Below are 20,981 nucleotides of genomic sequence, written 5' to 3'. Positions count from 1 at the left end.
TAAGCCCGTTTATCCACGATTGCATCCTGATTAGAGTCTTTAAATCTTCAGACCTGCGGGAATGCCCCATGAACACTGCAACCGAATCCGCGCCCGACCATGGCCGCTATTCCATCCTCGCGGCGATTTGCCTGGCGGCCCTGGTATTGCCCATGAGCTTCACCGGCGGTGCCGTCGCCACGCCCTTTATCGGCCAGGCCTTTGCGGCCCAGCCAAGCCAACTGGCGTGGATCACCAACGCGTTCATGCTGAGTTTCGGCAGCCTGTTGATGGCCGCCGGCACCCTCGCCGATCTTTATGGGAGAAAGCGTCTGTTCCTGTGGGGCATGGCGCTGTTTGCTGTGGTCTCCCTGCTGCTGGCAGCGGCGCCGGGCATTTTCTGGCTGGATGTATTGCGCGGGGTACAGGGCGTGGCAGCGGCCACCGCATTGGCCAGTGGCTGCGCCGCCCTCGCCCAGGAGTTTGACGGCCACGCCCGCACCCGCGCCTTCAGCCTGTTGGGCACGACGTTCGGCGCCGGCCTGGCGTTTGGGCCGTTGCTCTCGGGGTTGCTGATCGAACACTGGGGCTGGCGCGCGATTTTCCTCGGCACCGCCCTGCTCGCCGGCCTCTCGCTGCTGTTTGCCGCGCCGAAAATGCGCGAAAGCCGTGACCCGCAAGCATCGCGCCTGGACACTCCTGGCGTGCTGACGTTTTCGGCGATGCTGGTGGCCCTGACCACGGCGGTGATCCTGGCCCCGGAGCATGGCTGGGCGTCGCCGCTGGTTGATTCGCTGCTGGTGGCGGCGGCAGTGTTTTTGCTGGTGTTTATCGTCGTCGAAAACCGCTCAAGCCAGCCGATGCTGGACCTGCGGCTATTTCGCTTCCCGCGTTTTCTTGGCGTGCAACTCCTGCCAATCGGCACCTGCTACTGCTACATCGTGCTGATCGTGTTGCTGCCCCTGCGGTTTATTGGTGTGGAAGGCACCAGCGCGCTGGAGGCGGGCCTGATGATGCTGGCGCTGTCGGCACCGATGCTGGTGGTGCCGATGATTGCGGCTTCGCTGACACGCTGGCTGTCGGCCGGTGTGTTGTGTGCCATTGGCCTGCTGATCGCGGCGGCGGGCCTGTGGGGGTTGAGCCTGGCTGAGCAGCCCGGGCAAACCGTCGCTGCGATGCTGGTGATCGGGATCGGCACCGGGCTGCCGTGGGGCTTGATGGATGGCCTGGCGATCAGCGTGGTGCCGAAAGAGCGCGCGGGAATGGCGGCGGGGATTTTCAATACGACGCGCGTTGCCAGTGAAGGCGTGGCGCTGGCGATTACGATGGCGGTGTTGGGGGCATTGGTGGCGCATCACCTGAAGGGTCGCGCGGGGGTCGACGTTTCAGTGATTGCCCAAGGCTTGGTCATGGGTAACGTGCAACTGGCCTCGGCGGTCATCCCGCTGGAAGCACTGCGCAGCGCCTACATCGCGGGGTTCAACACCTTGCTGCAACTGCTCGCGGGACTCACCGTGCTGACGGCGATGGTGGTTCTGGTCTTCATGGGGCGAAACAGCATGGCGACAGTGCAAACCGAGCCGGGGGTTCAGTCGTTGAGCTGAATCCCGGGCACAAAAAAGCCCGCTCGATGAGCGGGCTTTGCGTGGTACCTGGCGTTCAGCATTCCAGGTGACCTGAATATGGCGCAGCGGACGGGACTCGAACCCGCGACCCCCGGCGTGACAGGCCGGTATTCTAACCGACTGAACTACCGCTGCGCGTAACACTAAGAAGCGAATGGTGGGTGATGACGGGATCGAACCGCCGACCCTCTGCTTGTAAGGCAGATGCTCTCCCAGCTGAGCTAATCACCCTTCACTTTCGGTGTGGGGCGCATTCTATAGCAATTTTTCGTAATGTCATGATTTAAATGCAATTTATTTAAAATATTTTGCCTGTGACTGCGCGCACCCCGCAAAACCGGTGCTTTGGGTGCAAACGCGAGTCTATTGCGTTTGCCCAAGCCTTGGCCCCACAATTAACAATTATTCTCAATAACACCTGGGTCGCGCCTTATGTCTGTGGGTGAACCGCCGTTCCAACGGGAGATTACCGAGTTGTACAGCGAGCATCACAGCTGGCTGTTCACTTGGTTGCGCCGAAAACTGGGCTGTACCCACAACGCCGCCGACGTAGCGCAGGATACCTTCGCGCGGATTCTGCACACGCGCGAATCGGTGACCGGCATTCGCGAGCCCCGGGCCTATTTGAGCACCACTGCCCGGCGGCTGATCATCGACCAGGCCCGGCGCAAGCAGATTGAGAACGCCTACCTTCAGGAACTGATGCTGACGGTGGAGACCCTGGAAGGGTTTCAGTCGCCTGAACGGCTCCACGCCACCCTGGAAGCCCTTGAGCACATCGCCTTCATTCTTGAAGGCATGCACGACAACATGCGTCAGGCGTTTGTGCTGTATTACCTCGAAGACCTGACCCAGCAACAAATCGCCCGCCAACTGAAACTGTCGGAGCGTACGGTGCGCAAATACCTGATCCAGGCCCTGCTGCATTGCAGCCACAGCGTGGACATCTGAGCCGCGCATGACTGATTCCCGCCAACAGATCGACGAACAGGCCGCCGAATGGATGATTCGCCTGCACGAAGGCGAATTGACCGAGGCCCAGCGCCAGGCGTTCGAACGCTGGAAGCAGCAAGGCCCGCAACACGCGGCCTCAGCGGCACGCATGGAAGACGTGGTTGCGCGGATGCAGGCCCTGCGCGGGCAAAAAGCCCCGGCGCGGGCGGCCTTGAATGCGGCGTTTCCACGGCACGGCAAAACCCGCAAGCACTACGGCCGCGCACTGGTATTGGCTTGCAGCCTGGCCCTTCCCGCCGCGGCGCTGCTCTATAGCCCTTACCCACAACAGTGGATGGCCGATGTGCACAACGGCCCCGGCGAATGGAAAACCCTGCGCCTGGCAGACGGTTCCACGCTGAAGTTGAACGGCATCAGTGCGGCAAACCTGCACTTCGACAGCCGGCAGCGGCGCATCGAGTTGCTGCAAGGCGAGATCCTGGTGGAGGTGGCTCATGATCGCGAGCGGCCATTTGTGGTGCAGACCGCCCAAGGCACCTTGCGCGCGCTGGGCACACGGTTTGTGGTGAAGCGCGAGGGTGATGTCACCGTATTGAGCATGCTCGAATCCCGCGTTGCCGCCCAAAGTGCGAATGGCCAGCAGACCCTGGAAGTGGACGCGGGCTCACAGGCGCGGGTCAGCAAGGATGCAGTGCGCCTCTCGGGCAGCGTCGATACGGCGAGCGTCAATGACGCCTGGCATCGCCACCAACTGGTGGTGGATAACCGGCCGCTGCCGGAAGTGCTGGATGAGATCGCCCGTCACCGTTCGGGGCGCTTGCAGTTTGATCGGGCCGCACTGGCGAACCTCAAGGTCTCCGCCGTACTGCCTCTGGACGACACCGACCGCACCTTGCAGATGCTGGCCCAAACCCTGCCGATCACACTCAAAACCTTTACGCCGTGGCTGATGATCGTCAGCCCGAGTGCCGAGAGCAAAAAATAATTATTCGCATTGCTTCCGCTTTTTTTCGGGTTGCCCGTCAAGGAAGGTATATCGACAACTAAAGGACTGCCTTCACCATGCCCGCCCCTTCCCACCCTCGCAGACGCCTGCTGAGTTGCGCACCGCTGACCCTTACATTGCTCGCGACGACGTTGCTGGATATCCACCTGGCCCAGGCCGACACGGTAAACGTTGCGGCACACGCCTACGACATCCCCGCCGGGCCGCTCGGCGCCACCCTCAATCGGTTTGCCCAGCAGGCAGGCGTGGCGATTGTGTTCCAGTCCCACAACCTGGAAGGGCTGAACGGGCCTGGGCTGAAAGGCACTTACAGCGTGGACGCAGGGTTCGACAGGTTGCTTCAGGGCAGCGGCTACCGGGCGATCAAAGGCGACCAGGTGTATGCAGTGGAAGCCATTCCTGCGGCCACTGGCGCCATGGAACTGGGCACCACTCAAGTCAGCGCCAACCAACTCGGCACGGTTACGGAGGGCACCGGTTCCTACACCCCAGGTACCATCGCCACCGCCACCCGCCTGGTGCTGACGCCACGGGAAACACCGCAATCGATCTCGGTAGTGACCCGCCAGGTGATGGACGATTTCGGCCTGACGGCCATCGACGATGTGATGCGCCACACACCCGGCATTACCGTATCGACCTATGACTCCGAGCGGACCAACTACTATTCCCGCGGTTTCTCCATCGTCAACTTTCAATACGATGGCATCCCGACCCTACGTGACACCCAGTACTCGGCAGGCCAGACCCTGACCGACATGGCCATTTATGACCGCGTCGAAGTGCTCAAGGGAGCTACCGGCCTGCTCACCGGTGCGGGCGGCGCCGGCGGCACCATCAACCTGATTCGCAAGAAGCCTACCGCCGACTTCCAGGGCAACATCGAACTCGGCGCCGGGACCTGGGACAACTACCGCACACAGGTTGACGTCAGTGGTCCGCTGACCGAAACCGGAAACGTGCGCGGCCGGGCAGTAGCGGCCTACCAGGACAAAAAATCTTTCCTCGACCACTATTCACGCAAGACCGGCGTTTACTACGGCATTCTTGAAGTAGACCTGGACGAAGATACCCTCCTGACGCTGGGCGCAGACTATCAGGACAGTGATCCAAAAGGCTCCAGCTGGACGGGCTCGCGTACCGTCTTCGACCCCATGGGTAACCGCCTTAACCTGCCGCGCTCATTCAATAACGGCCCGAAATGGAGCTCCTGGGCACAGTACAGCCGCACGGCGTTCGCCACCCTCGAACACACCTTCGACAATGGCTGGGTGACCAAAGGCCAGTACCACCATCAGGTCAACGGCTATGACTCGCCCTTGGGCTACATTTCCCAGGACAGCGCAACCGAGAGTTCGATCTGGGCGCAAAAGTACACCGGCGAAACCACCGCCGATAGCCTGGATGTCTACGCTTCGGGGCCATTCGAATTGTTAGGCCGCGAACACCAACTGGTGGTGGGCCAGTCACTGTCCATCTCCAAATGGAAAGGCAAGGACTATGGCAGAGCGACCTATTTTGATAACTCCTATGACTTTTACCAGTGGCATGGTGAAGCGATTGAGCCGCTGTGGAACCAACCCACCAAGATCAATGATCTGACCACCCGCCAGACGGGGTCGTACATCACGGGACGCTTCAGCCTGATGGACGAACTGCACCTGTTGCTGGGAGGCAGGGTCGCCAACTACCAAGTCACAGGCACCCGAGAGAGCCAGGAGAGCGGCAAGGTTGTGCCCTATGCCGGCCTGGTGTATGACCTCAACGACAACTTCTCCACCTACGCCAGCTACACCGAGATCTTCCAGCCCCATACCGAGTACACCGACCGTACAGGCAAGATGCTTGACCCCAATGAGGGCAAGAACTATGAACTGGGTATCAAAGGCGAGTTCTTCGGCGGGCGCCTGAACACCAGCCTCGCCTATTTCGAGGTGCATGAAAAAAATCGCCCGCTGGCCGACACACTCTTCAACTCGATTCCGGGAAACGACCGAGCTTATGTAGGCACCGAGACCAAGACCAAAGGCTACGAAGCGGAAATCTCCGGAGAACTTAAACCCGGCTGGCAGCTGCAGGCGGGCTATACCCACAAAATCGCACGTGATGCCGAAGGCGAGAAAGTCTCCACGTGGGAGCCGCAAGACCAGATCAGCTTCTACACCAGCTACAAACTCAAAGGCAGCCTGGACAAACTCACCCTCGGCGGGGGCGCACGCTGGCAAAGCGCTGGCTGGCAGACTCTCTACAACAGCGGCAAACAGGCGTCCGAGAAATTCACTCAAGACCCGTACTGGCTGGTGGATCTGATGGCACGCTACCAAGTCACTGAAAACCTCTCAGCGACCCTCAACGTCAACAACCTGTTCGATAAGGTGTACTACACCAATATCGGCTTCTACACCTCGGCCTACTACGGCGACCCGCGCAATGTGATGGTTACCACCCGCTGGGATTTCTGAACCCAATAAAAAACGCCCCCGATCACTGCACGTGATCGGGGGCGTTTCATGGCCAAGGCTTTTTACAAACCCCAGACAGCAAAAAGCCCGCTCGATGAGCGGGCTTTCCGTGGTACCTGGCGTTCAGCGTTCCAGGTGACCGAATATGGCGCAGCGGACGGGACTCGAACCCGCGACCCCCGGCGTGACAGGCCGGTATTCTAACCGACTGAACTACCGCTGCGCGTAACACTAGAAGCGAATGGTGGGTGATGACGGGATCGAACCGCCGACCCTCTGCTTGTAAGGCAGATGCTCTCCCAGCTGAGCTAATCACCCTTCACTTTCGGTGTGGCGCGCATTCTACGGAGCGACCCAGGGTCTGGCAAGCACTTTCTTAAATAATTTTTTTCAGGCCTTCCAATGGCTTAGCGAGGGTTGGCCTATGGCGCCATGAGGAGAATAATGCCCCCCTTTGTATATAAGGAGAGACTCACCCCATGTGGTTCAAAAACCTGCTTATCTATCGCCTGACCCAAGATCTGCCTGTTGATGCCGAGGCGTTGGAAACTGCACTGGCCACCAAACTGGCGCGCCCTTGTGCAAGCCAGGAGTTGACCACTTACGGTTTCGTCGCCCCTTTCGGTAAAGGCGAAGACGCGCCCCTGGTGCACGTCAGCGGTGATTTCCTGCTGATCGCGGCGCGCAAGGAAGAACGTATCCTGCCGGGTAGCGTGGTGCGTGACGCGGTGAAGGAAAAGGTCGAAGAGATCGAAGCCGAGCAAATGCGCAAGGTCTACAAAAAGGAACGCGACCAGATCAAGGATGAAATCATCCAGGCTTTCCTGCCGCGCGCGTTTATCCGTCGCTCGTCGACCTTCGCCGCCATCGCGCCGAAACAGGGCCTGATCCTGGTGAACTCGGCCAGCCCGAAACGTGCCGAAGACCTGCTGTCCACCCTGCGTGAAGTGATCGGCACCCTGCCGGTACGTCCGCTGACCGTGAAAACCGCGCCAACCGCCATCATGACCGACTGGGTCACCACCCAGAAGCCGGCCGATGACTTCTTCGTGCTCGACGAGTGCGAACTGCGTGACACCCACGAAGACGGCGGCATCGTGCGCTGCAAGCGCCAGGACCTGACCGGCGAAGAGATCCAGCTGCACCTGACCACCGGCAAAGTCGTGACCCAATTGTCCCTGGCCTGGCAGGACAAGCTGTCCTTCATGCTGGACGACAAAATGACCGTCAAGCGCCTGAAGTTCGAAGACCTGCTGCAGGATCAGGCTGAACAGGACGGCGGCGACGAAGCCCTGGGCCAGCAAGACGCCAGCTTTACCCTGATGATGCTGACGTTCGGCGACTTCCTGCCCGCGTTGGTGGAAGCCTTGGGCGGTGAAGAGACCCCACAGGGCATCTAAACACCAGCCTAATGTGGACACAGTCAATGTGGGAGCTGGCTTGCCTGCGATGCGGGCACCTCGGTTTATCAGGAGAAACCAGGTGATGCTATCGCAGGCAAGCCAGCTCCCACAGTTGATCGGGTTAGCACTTCCAGCATTCTAATAACAAGGACCCTCCCCATGCGCGCACTCGCCGCCTTGAGCCGTTTCGTCGGCAATACCTTCGCCTACTGGGTGCTGATTTTTGCCGTGCTCGCGTTCCTGCAACCGGCCTGGTTCATCGGCCTCAAGGGCGCCATCGTGCCGCTGTTGGGCCTGGTGATGTTCGGCATGGGGCTGACCCTCAAACTTGAAGATTTCGCTGAAGTCGCGCGCCACCCGTGGCGCGTGGCATTGGGTGTGGTCGCGCATTTCGTGATCATGCCTGGCGTTGCCTGGCTGCTATGCCAGGTCTTCCACCTGCCGCCGGAAATTGCCGTCGGCGTGATCCTCGTCGGCTGCTGCCCAAGCGGCACGTCCTCCAACGTCATGACCTGGCTGGCCCGGGGCGACCTGGCGCTGTCGGTGGCGATCGCCGCCGTCACCACCCTCCTCGCCCCACTGCTGACGCCCGCGCTGATCTGGCTGCTGGCTTCGGCCTGGTTGCCGGTGTCGTTCATGGAGTTGTTCTGGTCGATCCTGCAAGTGGTGTTGCTGCCGATCGTGCTTGGCGTGGCGGCGCAGCGACTGCTGGGCGCCCGAGTGCGGCATGCGGTGGAGGTATTGCCGTTGGTGTCGGTGGTCAGCATCGTGGCGATCGTTGCCGCGGTAGTGGCCGCCAGCCAGGCAAAGATTGCCGAGTCGGGCCTGCTGATCATGGCGGTGGTGATCCTGCACAACAGCTTTGGTTTCCTGCTGGGCTACTTCACCGGCCGCGTGTTCGGGCTGCCCCTGGCGCAACGCAAATCCCTCTCGCTGGAAGTGGGCATGCAGAACTCCGGCCTGGGCGCTGCCTTGGCGAGCGCGCACTTCTCGCCACTGGCCGCAGTGCCGAGTGCGCTGTTCAGCGTCTGGCACAATATTTCCGGGGCGTTGCTGTCGACGTACTTCCGGCGGATGAGCGAAAAGGAAGACCGCGAACAGTTGGCGCACAAGTCCGAAACTTGATCACCTGATCAATATTCGGCACTCTAGCGACCTTCGCGGGGACGACCTCGCGACGCCATCAAGCGATTAATCAGGGGACGACCCCACCTTGCAAGGGAGGTCATCATGTCCTGGATCATTCTGTTTTTTGCCGGACTGTTTGAAGTCGGTTGGGCCGTCGGACTGAAATACACCGACGGTTTCAGCAAGCCACTGCCCACGGCCCTGACCATTGCCGCCATGGCCATCAGCCTTGGCCTGCTGGGGCTGGCCATGAAGGAGTTGCCGCTGGGCACCGCCTATGCCATCTGGACCGGTGTCGGTGCAGTGGGCACGGTGATTGCCGGGATTATCCTGTTTGGGGAATCCATGGCACTGTTTCGGCTGGCCAGTGTGGCGTTGATCATTTGCGGGCTGATTGGGCTGAAGATCAGCGCTTAGGCCACTCGCGCTATCGCGGGCAAGCCCGCTCCCACAGTTGGAATGTGTTCACACATCAAAATGTGGGAGCTGGCTTGCCTGCGATGGGGCCAGGGAATCCAACAAAAAACTACCTGACACTCCCACGCAACTTCCCCACCACCCCATGCAACGCCTCGGGCGTCGCCGCCTCCACCGTCACCGGCGCGCCGGCCACCAGCGTCACCCGTGACCAGATGCGGTGAAAGAAACCCTTGTTCGGGTCACGACTGAAGAAACTCCCCCACAACCCCTGCAACGCCATCGGAATCACCGGCACCGGCGTCTCTTCAAGAATCCGCGTCACCCCGCTCCGGAACTCGTTCATCTCGCCATCAGAGGTCAACTTGCCTTCCGGGAAGATGCACACCAACTCGCCGTCTTTCAAATACTGGGCAATCCGCTGGAAGGCCTTTTCGTAGATCTGGATATCCTCATGCCGCCCGGCAATCGGCACCGCCCCGGCGGTACGGAAAATGAAGTTCAACACCGGCAGGCGGTAGATCTTGTAGTACATGACAAAGCGAATCGGCCGACGCACCGAACCGGCAATCAGCAGCGCATCGACAAACGACACGTGATTACACACCAGCAGCGCCGCGCCCTCGTCCGGAATCAGCTCAAGGTTTTTATGCTCGACGCGGTACATGGAGTGGCCCAGCAGCCAGATCATGAAACGCATGGTGAACTCGGGCACGATCTTGAAGATGTAGGCGTTGACCGCGATGTTCAGCAGCGACACCACCAGGAACAGCTCTGGGATCGACAGCTTGGCCACGCTCAGCAGCAGGATCGACACAATCGCCGAGACCACCATGAACAGCGCGTTGAGAATATTGTTGGCCGCGATCACCCGCGCCCGCTCGTTCTCGGCAGTACGCGATTGGATCAGCGCGTACAACGGCACGATATAGAAGCCGCCGAATACGCCGAGGCCGAGGATATCGAACAACACCCACCACGCCTGGCCGTAGCTCAGCACCGCGATCCAGTCGTTGGCCTGGACGTTCTGCGGGAAGCCGCCGGAATGCCACCACAGCAACAGCCCGAACACGGTCAGGCCAAAAGAGCCGAACGGCACCAGGCCGATTTCCACCTTACGCCCGGACAACTTCTCGCACAGCATCGAGCCCAGGGCGATGCCCACCGAAAACACCGTGAGGATCAGCGTCACCACGGTCTCATCGCCGTACATCCACTCCTTGGCGTAGGCCGGGATTTGCGTCAGGTAGATCGCGCCGACAAACCAGAACCACGAGTTGCCGACAATCGAGCGCGACACTGCCGGCGTCTGCCCCAGGCCCAGCTTCAAGGTAGCCCAGGACTGGCTGAAGATATTCCAGTTCAGGCGCATCTCGGGGCTGGAAGCCGCCGCCCGCGGAATGCTGCGGCTGGCCAGGTAGCCCAGCACCGCAATCCCCACGATGGCCGTCGAGACCACCGGCGCGTAATGGGTGGAGGACATCATGATCCCGGCGCCGATGGTGCCGGCCAGGATCGCGAGGAACGTGCCCATTTCCACCAGGCCGTTGCCGCCCACCAACTCATCCTCATGGAGCGCCTGGGGCATGATCGAGTACTTCACCGGCCCGAACAGGGCCGAATGCGTGCCCATGGCAAACAGCGCCAGCAGCATCAGTTCCAGGTGGTTGAACATGAAGCCCACCGCGCCCACCGACATGATCACGATCTCGCCGATCTTGATCACCCGGATGAGCGCGTCCTTGTTGAATTTCTCGCCAAATTGCCCGGCCAGGGCCGAGAACAGGAAGAACGGCAGGATAAACAGCAAGGCGCACAGGTTGACCCAGATCGAGCGGTCGCCCTCGATGGTCAACTTGTAGAGAATCGCCAGGATCAACGACTGCTTGAAGATATTGTCGTTGAACGCCCCGAGGGACTGGGTAATGAAGAACGGCAGGAAGCGCCGTTTGCGCAGCAAAGTGAATTGCGAGGGGTGGCTCATCGTCCGTGTTCCTGCGTGGCCTGAGACTGTTATTGCCTTTAGGCTGTTATAGAAAGTCAGGCCACGACTTTACCTAATCCCGATTACTTATTCGCTAGTCCTGCAATGCAGGGCGATACAAAAAGCTCGCCTTTATAGGCGCCCTGCACAGTGCGCTTGGCCACGATCAACCACATCAGCGCCAGCGCCGCCACCAACCCACAGCCTGCGATGCTGAAAAAATTCAGGTGCAGGGTGCTCGCCAGCTTCAGCGTGGCCAGCGAGTACACGCCCAACGGGAAGGTAAATCCCCACCAGCCGAGGTTGAACGGAATGCCGGCCCGCAGGTAACGCACGGTGATCAGCACCGCGATCAACATCCACCACAAGCCGAAGCCCCACAGGGTTATGCCGGCGATCAGACCAATACCATTGGCCATTTCACCGACGCCGGGCAAACCGTTCGCCGCAAAGATGGCCGGCGCATCACCGCCCAGCACCAGCATGCCCAGGGCGCCGGTGCCGATAGGGCCGAGCGCCAGCCAGCTCGACGCGGCCATATTGGCGTGGGGCAGTTTATGCAGGGCCATGCGCAGCATCAGGATGGTCAGGATGCTGAACGCCACCGGCAGCGAAAACGCCCACAACACGTAGCTGGTCACCAGCATCACCAGTTGCGAATGAGCGTCGGCCAGGTGCGGCGCCAGCAGGCCACCGCTGGCGGCTGCAACTTCGGCAGCCACCACCGGCAACAGCCACACGGCAGTCATCTGGTCGATGCTGTGTTCCTGGCGGGTGAACATCATGAACGGGATCAACACTCCGCAAGCCAGTGCCATCGCCACGTCCAGCCACCACAGCACTTCGGCCAGGTGCACCACGCCAGCGCCCCAACGTGGGAGACCGAACAGCAGGAAGCCATTGATGATGGTCGCCAGGCCCATAGGGATGGTGCCGAAGAACATCGACACCGTGGAGTGCCCGAAAATGCGCCGGGCCTCGTGGAAGAACATCACCCAGCGCGCCGCATACAGCACGCTGAACAACACAAACAGGCCGATGGTAAACAGCCACAGCCCTTCGGCCACGGCATGCAAGCCCGGCACGTTGACCGGCAATTGCGCCAGCGCCAACGCCAGCACCCCGGTGCCCATGGTGGCGGCGAACCAGTTGGGGGTGAACTGGCGAATCACTTCCCGGGGACGGGTCAGGTGACTGAAAGGTTTCAAGCGGCTGTGAAGCGTATTCGGGCAAGTCATGGTGAATTCCTCTTCCTCGCATGAGGTTGAGACCATGGTAGAACCGAATCGAATATCTATATAACGGGTAATATCTCTAACTGTTATCTGTTTTGCAGATATACAGTTAAACGCTGCCTTCAGATTCAATCACCAGGATCCGCGCCGGGCCCTGTGGATGAGCCACATGCTCGGTGCCGACGCTGGCATAGAAGATGTCGCCTACCTGAAGCAAGGCCATCTGTTCGGCGCCATTTTCGCGGTAGTGCATCTGCACCTGGCCATCGAGCACAACGAACACCTCTTCCCCATCGTTGACGTGCCAGCGATAGGGCTGGTCGGTCCAGTGCAAACGGGTGGTGATGCCGTTCATGTTGGCGATGTCCAGCGCCTCCCAGGCGCGGGTGCCGGTGAAGTCTTTGCTGCGGATGATCTTCATGGATGAATCCCAAGGCATACAGGTGGCGGATTATTACCGAATCAACTGCCCGCCGTCGCCCTGCTCCTGGCCAGATCCTGCAACAGCAGCGCCACCAAAGCGCCGAGCGCCAGTACGATCAGCACTACGCCATAACCGTCCGTGGTGGCGATCAAGCCGAAGCTGCGGGTGAGGTTGCCCGCCAGCAGCGACGGCACACAGAACGCCAGGTAACTCAGCACATAGAACGCCGACATCAAACCGGCCCGTTCATGGGGCAAGGCCAACGGCAAGACGCTGCGCAGTGCGCCGAGGAATCCCGAGCCAAAGCCGCCGCCGGCAATCAGCGTGGCGACAAAAAACAGCGGCAGGCTGGCGCTGTGGACGGCTGTGAGGATCAGCGCAACCCCCACCGCCAGCAGTACCGCGCCCAAGCGCAGGACCTTGTCCGCCGGGCGGTTGCGCAGGCTGAAGATCATCACCGCACCACTCAACGTCAATACCGCGACAAGCCCGCCACCGATCAGGTTCGAGGTGGAGCCGGTCGCCGCCCGCACCAGCGAGGGCGCAAGGGACAGGTAAAAGCCGCCCATGGCCCACACCGCCACGTCCACCGGCAACGAGATCCACAACGCACGCCGCGCCTGGGGCGGCACATGCAAGGTGGGCCACAGCGAGGCCAGCGCGCCGGGAATCCGGCTGACCGTTTCCGGCAGGCGCCAGACGTAGAGCGCCTGGGCCAGCATCAAGCCGAGCAAGGTCCAGTAGATCAACGTGGTCGGCATCGGCGCGAACTCCACCAGCAGGCTGCAGCCCATGGCGCCACAGGCCATGCCCAGCAAAGGCGCCACGCTGTTGACCAACGGGCCTTGCTGGCGGTCGGTGTCGAGCAGCGCGGCGCCCAATACGGCAGTGGCCATGCCGGTGGCAAAGCCTTGTACCGTGCGGGCTGCAATCAGCCAGCCGACGCTGTCGGCATTGATAAACAGCAGCATCGCCAGCATATCCAGGAGCAGCGCGGCGAAAATCACCGGCTTGCGTCCCAGGTGGTCCGACAAAGAACCTACCGTCAGCAACGCAGCCAGCAGGCTCAAGGCGTAGATGCCGAACACCAGGGTCAGCATCGCAGCCGAAAAGTGCAGGCCTTCCTGATAGAGGTGGTACAACGGCGTCGGCGCGCTGGAGGCGGCGAGGAACGTCAGCAAGGTGATCGCCAGGAACACTAGGCTGGAACGATGGGAAGTAACGCTGGACATGGGCACGCTCCGCTAAAGCTAATATTTTGCTTTTGCTGAGTGTGCTACTGGAGGGCGCTTAAAGCAAATTCTTTGTGTTAAGGTTTTACGCATGGCGATAAAAGAAGGCCTCCGCCCGGGGGGCCGTAGTGCCCGGGTACAAGAATCCGTTCATTCGGCTGTGCGTGAATTGCTCGAGGAGCAGGATCGCTCCAGCGTGACTGTGCCGCAGATAGCCACGCGCGCCGGCGTCACACCTTCGACCATCTACCGCCGCTGGGGTGACCTGGCTGCGCTGCTGGCTGATGTCGCCATGGCTCGTCTGCGTCCGGACAGTGAGCCGGCCAACACTGGCAGCCTGCGCGGTGACCTGCGGGCCTGGGGTGAGCAATATCGCGATGAAATGAGTTCGGACCTGGGTCGCGAGATGATGCGTGATGTGCAATGCAGCCAGGCGCCGGGGTATTGCGTGGGGATTCTCACCGGGCAGTTGGAGATGATTCTGGATCGCTATCCGGGCGACGCTGAAACTGCGCCCAGTGTGGACCGGCTGATTAACCTGATCGTCGCGCCCACCGTGTTTCGCAGTCTGTTTTCTACCGTGCCGCTGCAGGTGGAAGAGCTGCATGAGTTGATTGAGTTGGCTTTGCGGCGGTGAGTGGGGGTTGTGGGTTGGGTGTATATCCGCTTTTTGGGTGATGGCCGCCTATGGTTCCGCTCTTACAGCGGCTCACTTTTGAACAGCCGGAATGCCGGCCCAGTCAAAAGTAAGCAAAACGCTCTTGCCCCACCACTCGGCACCTCGCCTAGGCTCGGTGTGCCCGAACGCAGGCAGCGTGGTTTAACGGGGCGCCTAAGATCAAGATCAAAAGCTACAGCGGGCACGATCCCCTGTAGGAGCTGGCTTGCCGGCGATGGTCGTTAACGATGACGCTGGCGTCCTGAATGAACGCGGCGTTCTCAGGTTCTTCGCCGGCAAGCCAGCTCCTACAGAAAAGCGGCTTTTGATCTGGCTTTTAACACTCAGGTCGGCTTTCAGGCCGCCGTGCTTGTGATCTTGATCTTGCTCTTGATCTGACTGCCCCACTCAGCCCGAGGCCGAACGCAGGGATTGAGAGCGGGTAAACCGGCAGGACGCCGGTTTAGCCGCGACGGGGCAGAGCGTTTTGGTTACTTTGCCGCTTTTTTGCAAAGTGACTCGCTGTAAGAGCGAAACCATAAGCTGCCGTTACCTAAACAACGGATATGCCCCCAGCCAAACGCAAAAAAAACGGCCTCATCTGAAGGCCGTTTTTCATTACACCTCAACGCTTAGGTGCGCATCCCACGCCCACTCACCAGCAACCGCGCACAGCCCACATACAGCACCACAGTTGCCACCAGCATAAACGTAATCGCCACACTGATCTTGATATCCGACACGCCCAAGATGCCGTAACGGAAGGCGTTAACCATGTGCAACACAGGGTTGGCCAACGACACCGTCTGCCAGAACGGCGGCAACAAGGTGATCGAATAAAACACCCCACCCAGATACGTCAGCGGCGTCAGCACAAACGTCGGAATAATCGAAATGTCATCAAAGTTGCGCGCAAACACCGCGTTGATGAACCCCAGCAACGAAAAGATCGTCGCCGTCAGCACCACCACCAGCAGCGTGATCCCAAGGTGATGCACCTGCAAATGGGTAAAGAACAGTGACAGCAGCGTCACGATCACCCCAACCATCAACCCGCGCAGCACGCCGCCCAGGGTGTAGCCGATCAAAATCGTATGAGGTGACACCGGCGATACCATCAATTCCTCGATGGACCGCTGAAACTTGCTGCCAAAAAAGCTCGACACCACGTTGCCGTAGGAGTTGGTGATCACCGACATCATGATCAACCCCGGCACGATGTACTCCATATAGGTGAAACCACCCATGTCACCAATCTGCCGGCCAATCAGGTTACCGAAGATCACGAAGTACAAAACCATGGTGATCGCCGGCGGCAGCAGAGTCTGCGGCCAGATCCGGGTAAAGCGCTTCACTTCGCGGTAGACGATGGTCTGTAGCGCGACGAGGTTGGGTTGCAGTTCCGAACTCATACCGCCACCTTCGCCAGATTTTTCTCCACCAGGGACACGAACAACTCCTCGAGGCGATTGGTTTTGTTACGCAGGCTCAGCACTTCGATGTTCTGGGTGGCCAACTGGCCGAACAACGCGGTGATGCCCACGGCTTTGTCTACCTGGACTTCCAGCGTGTGGCTGTCCACCAGGCGGTTCGGGTAGCCGATCAACTGCGGTGGCACGGACATGTTGTTTTTCAGGTCGAGCAGGAAGGTCTCGACGTGCAACTGGCTCAGCAAGTTACGCATGCTGGTGTTTTCGACGATGGTGCCGTGGTCGATGATGCCGATGTTGCGGCACAGCTGCTCAGCCTCTTCCAGATAGTGCGTGGTGAGGATGATGGTGATGCCTTTCTGGTTCAGCTCGGTGAGGAACGTCCACATCGAGCGACGCAACTCGATGTCCACGCCCGCCGTCGGTTCGTCGAGGATCAGCAGGCGCGGTTCGTGCACCAGGGCGCGGGCGATCATCAGGCGACGCTTCATGCCACCGGACAGCGAACGCGAAGGCACGTCGCGCTTGTCCCACAGCCCCAGTTGGGTGAGGTATTGCTCGGCGCGTTCCTTGGCGATCTTCGGCGGGATGCCGTAGTAACCGGCCTGGGTCACGACGATGTCGAAGGTCTTTTCAAACTGGTTGAAATTGAACTCCTGGGGCACCACGCCAATGCTGCGCTTGAGCGCCGCCGGGGATTTGTCCAGGTCGTGGCCAAAGATATTCACCGTACCGGTGGTCTTGTTGACCAGGGTCGAGAGAATCCCGATGGTGGTGGATTTGCCGGCGCCGTTGGGGCCGAGCAAGGCGAAGAAATCACCTTCGGCGACGTCCAGATCGATACCACTCAGGGCCTGGAAACCGTTGCCGTAGGTTTTGGTTAGCTGCCGGATGGACAGAGCGGAACTCATATCGGATTACGCACCAAAGAAGAGGAATAGAATTGTTACATGAGGGCAGACCGCACGGAATACAACGGCTGCGCGTGACAAGCATGGTGCTTGTCCGCGCCGCACAAGTACAGTCACCCGTATTAATAGTGGGTATCAGGTCAACGCGGTCATGACCGATTTCTGGTAGGCCGGGCGCTGGCGCAGGCGCTGGTACCAGGCCTCAAGGTTAGGCATCGACGGGCGTTCGATGGGCATTTCGAACCAGGCATAAATGAAGCTGCCCAACGGGATATCGCCCATGCCGATCTCGCTGCCGGAGAGGTAGGGTTGAGTGGCCAAGGCCTGATCCACCGTCTGCAAGACGTCGATGCAGGCTTGGCGCCCGGCGTTGATGGTGTCCCAGTTCTGCTTTTCAGCCGGGGTTCGCAGCACGCCCCAGAACACGGTCTTGAACGGTTCGGCCAGGGTCGAGGTGGTCCAGTCCATCCACTTTTCGGCGTTGGCCCGGGTTTGCAGGTCGCCCGGGTACCAGTTCGAATCCGGCGCATGTTTGGCGGCCAGATAACGCACGATGGTGTTGGATTCCCACAGCACAAAGTCGCCATCTTCAATCATCGGCACCCGGCCGTTGGGGTTCAGCGCGCGGTATTGCGGCGTGTCGACCACACCAAAAGCCCCGCCCGCATCAATTGCCTCATAGTCCAGGCCGAGTTCCTCGGCGCACCACAGTGCCTTCCTGACATTTGACGAATTTTTACGACCCCAGATTTTCAGCATGACCGCCCCGATTTTGAAAAAGATGGTTGGATGAATGCCGGGGCAGCATACGCCGGATCACGTCCGGCTTAAATCACTCTGCATGTCCCCCAACAGGATCGGCATCTGCTCGCCAAACAGGTGCGGGTAACATTTCTGCAGGTGGGCGAAGAAGAATTCCTCGGGCACCTCGGCAAATTGCCCATGGTCCACCACGTACTCCATGGAGCGCTGACCCTTGCGGTTGAAGGCGTGGAAAACACTGTCGTGGAGGCCGTCGAAATCCAGCGGCGGCACATCGAACAGTTCGCACAGTTGCTGGTTGAAGGCGGGCGTGGCTTTCACCCAGCTGCCATCCAGATACAGCTCGGTGTAGCCGTGCATGGCAAAAACGTCACTTCTGAGCAGTTCGATCAAACGCGGCGTCGACAAGTGGTTGCGCACGTCGGCCAGGCCGATACGCGCTGGAATGCCGCAGTGCCTTGCGCACCCTGCCAGCAGCGTCGCCTTGGGCACGCAATAACTCTCGCCGGCGGCCAGGGCGAAGCTGCCGGTGAGGGTTTGCGGGTCGCGGCTGAAGGTGTAGGGGTTGTAGCGCACCGCCTCGCGCACGGCGTAGTAAAGACTGACTGCCTGGTCACGGGGTGCGGCACTCGAACCGCGATGTTTTTCGGCGAACTCCACCACCGCAGGGTGGTCACTATCGATGAAGCGGCCGGGATTCAAGTACGCATTCATGAGGTTAATCTCCGAGGCAAGCCTGGAGTCTAACCACCGCCTGCGAGCTGCGATAACGACGATTCGGCCAAATGTCGGCGCCTGATGGCGAACTTCCCCCGGCACACCACGTAACACCCTCGTCACCCTGCTTTTTCGGATGCCGACTAAGCTCAGAGGTGATTTCGCACCTGGTTTCACGGAGGATTGAATATGCTGTTGTTGTGGATACTGGTTCTGGTGGTCGGCGTTGCCTACCTGGCACACCGCCGCACCGCGCCCCTGCCCGCCATAGGCGTGGTGGCCGTCTACCTGTTGGCAATGGGCGCCTTCAGCCATGCACCAGGCTGGTTGCTGCTGATCTTCTGGGTGCTGATCGCCGTGGTGGCCGCCCCGCTGCTGCTGCCGGACCTGCGCCGCAAGTACTTCACCGCGCCGCTGTTCAACTGGTTCCAGAAAGTCCTGCCGCCGATGTCCGAGACCGAGCGCGACGCCATCGACGCCGGCACCGTGTGGTGGGACGGCGAGCTGTTCAGCGGCCGTCCTGACTGGGACAAGTTGCTGGCCTATCCCAAGGCGCAACTGACCGAAGAAGAACAAGCCTTCATCGACGGCCCTACTGAAGAACTGTGCGCCATGGTCACGGATTGGGAAATCGGCCAGGCCATGGACCTGCCGCCGGCGGCCTGGGAACACATCAAGCAGCATGGCTTTTTTGCCCTGATCATCCCCAAGGAATTCGGCGGCAAGGGATTCTCCGCCTACGCCCACTCCCAGGTCGCGATGAAACTGGCGACCCGCAGCGGCGACCTCGCCTCCACCGTCATGGTCCCCAACTCCCTGGGCCCGGCCGAATTGCTGCTGCACTACGGCACCGATGAACAACGCAACCATTACCTGCCCCGCCTGGCCCGTGGTGACGACATCCCGTGCTTTGCCCTGACCGGCCCGCTGGCGGGTTCCGACGCCGGCTCCATGCCCGACACCGGGGTGATCTGCAAAGGCGAATGGGAAGGCAAGGAAACCCTTGGCCTGCGCCTGAACTGGGAAAAACGCTACATCACCCTCGGCCCGGTAGCGACCTTGCTCGGCCTGGCGTTCAAGGCCCATGACCCGGACCATCTGCTGGGCGACGAAGAAGACCTCGGCATCAGCCTCGCGCTGATCCCCACCGACACCCCCGGCGTTGAAATCGGCCGCCGCCACCTGCCCCTGGGCGCCGCGTTCATGAACGGCCCCAACTCCGGCAAGGACGTGTTCATTCCCCTGGACTTCCTGATCGGCGGCCAGGAAATGCTCGGCAAGGGCTGGATGATGCTGATGAACTGCCTCTCGGTAGGCCGTTCGATTTCCCTGCCCGCCGTCGGCACTGGCGCCGCCAAGTTCACCAGCCTGGTGACCGGCCAATATGCCCAGGTGCGCGAGCAGTTCAACGTGCCGCTGGCCGCCTTTGAAGGCATCCAGGAAGCCCTGGCGCGCATCGGCGGCAACGCGTGGTTGATGGACAGCGCGCGGATGCTCACCGCCAATGCCGTCGACCTGGGGGAAAAACCCTCGGTACTGTCGGCGATCCTCAAGTACCACCTGACCGAACGCGGCCGCGAGTGCATCATCCATGCAATGGACGTGCACGGCGGCAAGGGCATCATCATGGGGCCCAACAACTACCTGGGCCGCAGCTGGCAAGGCGCGCCGATCTTCATCACCGTGGAAGGCGCGAATATTCTCTCGCGCAACCTGATGATCTTCGGCCAGGGCGCGATCCGCTGCCATCCGTTCGTACTCAAGGAAATGGCCCTGGCCGGCCGTGAAGACCATGACCAGGCGCTGAAGGAATTCGACGGCCTGCTGCTGCAACACATCGGCTTTGCCGTAAGCAACGCCGCCAGCACCCTGGTGCTGAACCTCGGTTTTGGTCACTTCGAAAAAGCCCCGGGCAACAGTTTGAGCCAGGGCTACTTCCGCGCACTCAACCGCCAAGCCGCAGCGTTTGCGATGCTGGCAGACCTGAGCATGATGCTGCTGGGCGGCGAACTGAAACGTCGCGAACGCCTGTCGGCACGTCTGGGCGATGTGCTGAGCCATATGTACCTGGCGTCGGCAGCGCTCAAGCGTTACCACGACCTGGACTCGCCGGACCACCTGCGCCCGCTGTTCGCCTGGGCCATGGAAGAAAGCCTCGGCCACTCCGAGCGTGCATTGGATGAATTGCTGACCAACTTCCCGAGCAAGGTACTGGGCTGCCTGCTGCGGGTGATCGTGTTCCCGTTCGGCCGTCGCCATAAGGGCCCGTCCGATGCGCTGGATGCTGAAGTAGCCGCCGTGATTGGGCGTGCCAAGGGCGATCCGGCCCTGGAAGCGGTGCTGGCTGGCTGCTATCGCCCGCAATCCGCCGAGGACCCGGTGGGCGCCCTGCAACATGCCTACGACCTGTTGGCCGACAGCCATCCGTTGCAGAAAAAACTCCACGAAGGCCTCAAGAGCGGCCAGGTCAAACCTACCGCTGGCGAACACGCCATCGACGCCGCGCTGCATGCCGGCGTGCTGCAACCGGCTGAGGCGCAGACCCTGCGTGACGCTGAAGCGGCGCGGCGCAAGGTGATCGACGTGGATGATTTCAGCAAGGAAGAGCTGAGCCAGGCTGAGGGAAAAGTCCGCTGAACCCAGCGGTCATATAA

At 60.6% G+C, this 20,981-nt stretch carries 17 protein-coding genes and 4 tRNA genes; 9 read left to right on the top strand and 12 right to left on the bottom strand.

Going from position 1 to position 20,981, the window contains the following annotated elements; translation table 11 throughout:
- The first annotated feature begins 68 nt into the window (after positions 1–68).
- The gene (locus M2400_RS29065; protein WP_259200959.1) at positions 69–1,583 is read left to right on the top strand and encodes an MFS transporter; all 1,515 of its coding nucleotides are present in this window, start codon (positions 69–71) and stop codon (positions 1,581–1,583) included.
- Positions 1,584–1,662: 79 nt separating this feature from the next.
- Here the strand turns inward: M2400_RS29065 and M2400_RS29060 are convergent.
- Positions 1,663–1,739 (bottom strand) — tRNA-Asp (locus tag M2400_RS29060).
- A 20-nt stretch (positions 1,740–1,759) separates the two neighbouring features.
- Positions 1,760–1,835 (bottom strand) — tRNA-Val (locus M2400_RS29055).
- 201 nt (positions 1,836–2,036) lie between these two features.
- On the opposite strand from M2400_RS29055, the gene M2400_RS29050 reads away from it, so the two are divergent.
- The 3 genes from M2400_RS29050 (at position 2,037) to M2400_RS29040 (ending at position 6,026) form a co-directional block, all read left to right on the top strand.
- Positions 2,037–2,555 (top strand): sigma-70 family RNA polymerase sigma factor, encoded by a 519-nt coding sequence (locus tag M2400_RS29050; RefSeq protein WP_177048512.1) that lies wholly within the window; start codon positions 2,037–2,039, stop codon positions 2,553–2,555.
- A gap of 7 nt (positions 2,556–2,562) precedes the next feature.
- Positions 2,563–3,543, top strand: a complete 981-nt coding sequence (locus M2400_RS29045; protein WP_259200956.1) for a FecR family protein — start codon at positions 2,563–2,565, stop codon at positions 3,541–3,543.
- A gap of 77 nt (positions 3,544–3,620) precedes the next feature.
- Positions 3,621–6,026, top strand: a complete 2,406-nt coding sequence (locus M2400_RS29040; RefSeq protein WP_259200954.1) for a TonB-dependent siderophore receptor — start codon at positions 3,621–3,623, stop codon at positions 6,024–6,026.
- Positions 6,027–6,172: 146 nt separating this feature from the next.
- On the opposite strand, the gene M2400_RS29035 is transcribed toward M2400_RS29040, so the two are convergent.
- Together M2400_RS29035 and M2400_RS29030 are read right to left on the bottom strand one after the other, a co-directional pair.
- Positions 6,173–6,249, bottom strand: a tRNA-Asp gene (locus tag M2400_RS29035).
- 19 nt (positions 6,250–6,268) lie between these two features.
- Positions 6,269–6,344: transfer RNA gene (locus M2400_RS29030), tRNA-Val, on the bottom strand.
- A 161-nt stretch (positions 6,345–6,505) separates the two neighbouring features.
- Here M2400_RS29030 and rdgC point away from each other — a divergent pair.
- From rdgC to sugE, 3 genes are all read left to right on the top strand, one after another.
- On the top strand, positions 6,506–7,426 hold the full coding sequence (gene rdgC / locus M2400_RS29025; RefSeq protein WP_008430455.1) for a recombination-associated protein RdgC: 921 nt from the start codon (positions 6,506–6,508) through the stop codon (positions 7,424–7,426).
- A gap of 162 nt (positions 7,427–7,588) precedes the next feature.
- Positions 7,589–8,554: a bile acid:sodium symporter family protein gene (locus M2400_RS29020; RefSeq protein WP_259200950.1), complete on the top strand. Its 966-nt coding sequence runs from the start codon at positions 7,589–7,591 to the stop codon at positions 8,552–8,554.
- A 105-nt stretch (positions 8,555–8,659) separates the two neighbouring features.
- Positions 8,660–8,974 (top strand): quaternary ammonium compound efflux SMR transporter SugE, encoded by a 315-nt coding sequence (gene sugE, locus M2400_RS29015; RefSeq protein ID WP_010166396.1) that lies wholly within the window; start codon positions 8,660–8,662, stop codon positions 8,972–8,974.
- 109 nt (positions 8,975–9,083) lie between these two features.
- Here the strand turns inward: sugE and M2400_RS29010 are convergent, their stop codons facing one another.
- From M2400_RS29010 to M2400_RS28995, 4 genes are all read right to left on the bottom strand, one after another.
- Entirely contained in the window at positions 9,084–10,958 is a 1,875-nt protein-coding gene (locus tag M2400_RS29010) for an MFS transporter (RefSeq protein WP_177078253.1), read from the bottom strand.
- An 83-nt stretch (positions 10,959–11,041) separates the two neighbouring features.
- The gene (locus M2400_RS29005) at positions 11,042–12,196 is read right to left on the bottom strand and encodes a TDT family transporter (protein WP_177078251.1); all 1,155 of its coding nucleotides are present in this window, start codon (positions 12,194–12,196) and stop codon (positions 11,042–11,044) included.
- A gap of 106 nt (positions 12,197–12,302) precedes the next feature.
- Positions 12,303–12,614, bottom strand: coding sequence for a cupin (locus M2400_RS29000; protein ID WP_177048523.1), 312 nt, complete (start codon positions 12,612–12,614; stop codon positions 12,303–12,305).
- Between the two features lie 41 nt (positions 12,615–12,655).
- Complete coding sequence (locus tag M2400_RS28995) at positions 12,656–13,849, bottom strand: MFS transporter (protein WP_177078249.1); 1,194 nt, start codon at positions 13,847–13,849, stop codon at positions 12,656–12,658.
- A 91-nt stretch (positions 13,850–13,940) separates the two neighbouring features.
- Between M2400_RS28995 and M2400_RS28990 the strand changes: the two genes are divergently transcribed.
- Positions 13,941–14,486, top strand: a complete 546-nt coding sequence (locus M2400_RS28990) for a TetR/AcrR family transcriptional regulator (RefSeq protein ID WP_177048527.1) — start codon at positions 13,941–13,943, stop codon at positions 14,484–14,486.
- A 653-nt stretch (positions 14,487–15,139) separates the two neighbouring features.
- Here M2400_RS28990 and M2400_RS28985 read toward each other — a convergent pair.
- The 4 genes from M2400_RS28985 to M2400_RS28970 form a co-directional block, all read right to left on the bottom strand.
- A complete protein-coding gene (locus tag M2400_RS28985; protein ID WP_003217229.1) occupies positions 15,140–15,919 on the bottom strand; it encodes an ABC transporter permease in 780 nt (259 codons plus the stop codon).
- Positions 15,916–16,848 carry an ABC transporter ATP-binding protein gene (locus M2400_RS28980; RefSeq protein ID WP_177042728.1) on the bottom strand — a complete coding sequence of 311 codons (933 nt, stop codon included), beginning with the start codon at positions 16,846–16,848 and terminating at the stop codon, positions 15,916–15,918. Before M2400_RS28980 ends, M2400_RS28985 begins: the two co-directional genes overlap by 4 nt.
- A gap of 135 nt (positions 16,849–16,983) precedes the next feature.
- Positions 16,984–17,607 carry a glutathione S-transferase family protein gene (locus tag M2400_RS28975; RefSeq protein ID WP_259200935.1) on the bottom strand — a complete coding sequence of 208 codons (624 nt, stop codon included), beginning with the start codon at positions 17,605–17,607 and terminating at the stop codon, positions 16,984–16,986.
- A 57-nt stretch (positions 17,608–17,664) separates the two neighbouring features.
- Positions 17,665–18,324, bottom strand: a complete 660-nt coding sequence (locus M2400_RS28970; RefSeq protein ID WP_177079834.1) for a transglutaminase family protein — start codon at positions 18,322–18,324, stop codon at positions 17,665–17,667.
- Between the two features lie 192 nt (positions 18,325–18,516).
- Between M2400_RS28970 and M2400_RS28965 the strand changes: the two genes are divergently transcribed.
- Complete coding sequence (locus M2400_RS28965; protein WP_259200933.1) at positions 18,517–20,964, top strand: acyl-CoA dehydrogenase; 2,448 nt, start codon at positions 18,517–18,519, stop codon at positions 20,962–20,964.
- The last annotated feature ends 17 nt before the right edge of the window (positions 20,965–20,981 follow it).

Source organism: Pseudomonas sp. BIGb0558 (assembly GCF_024807515.1).
In the GTDB taxonomy this organism is placed as follows: domain Bacteria; phylum Pseudomonadota; class Gammaproteobacteria; order Pseudomonadales; family Pseudomonadaceae; genus Aquipseudomonas; species Aquipseudomonas yamanorum_A.
The sequence above is the reverse complement of the archived record's forward strand: the minus strand, read 5'-3'. Positions and strand labels throughout refer to the sequence as shown.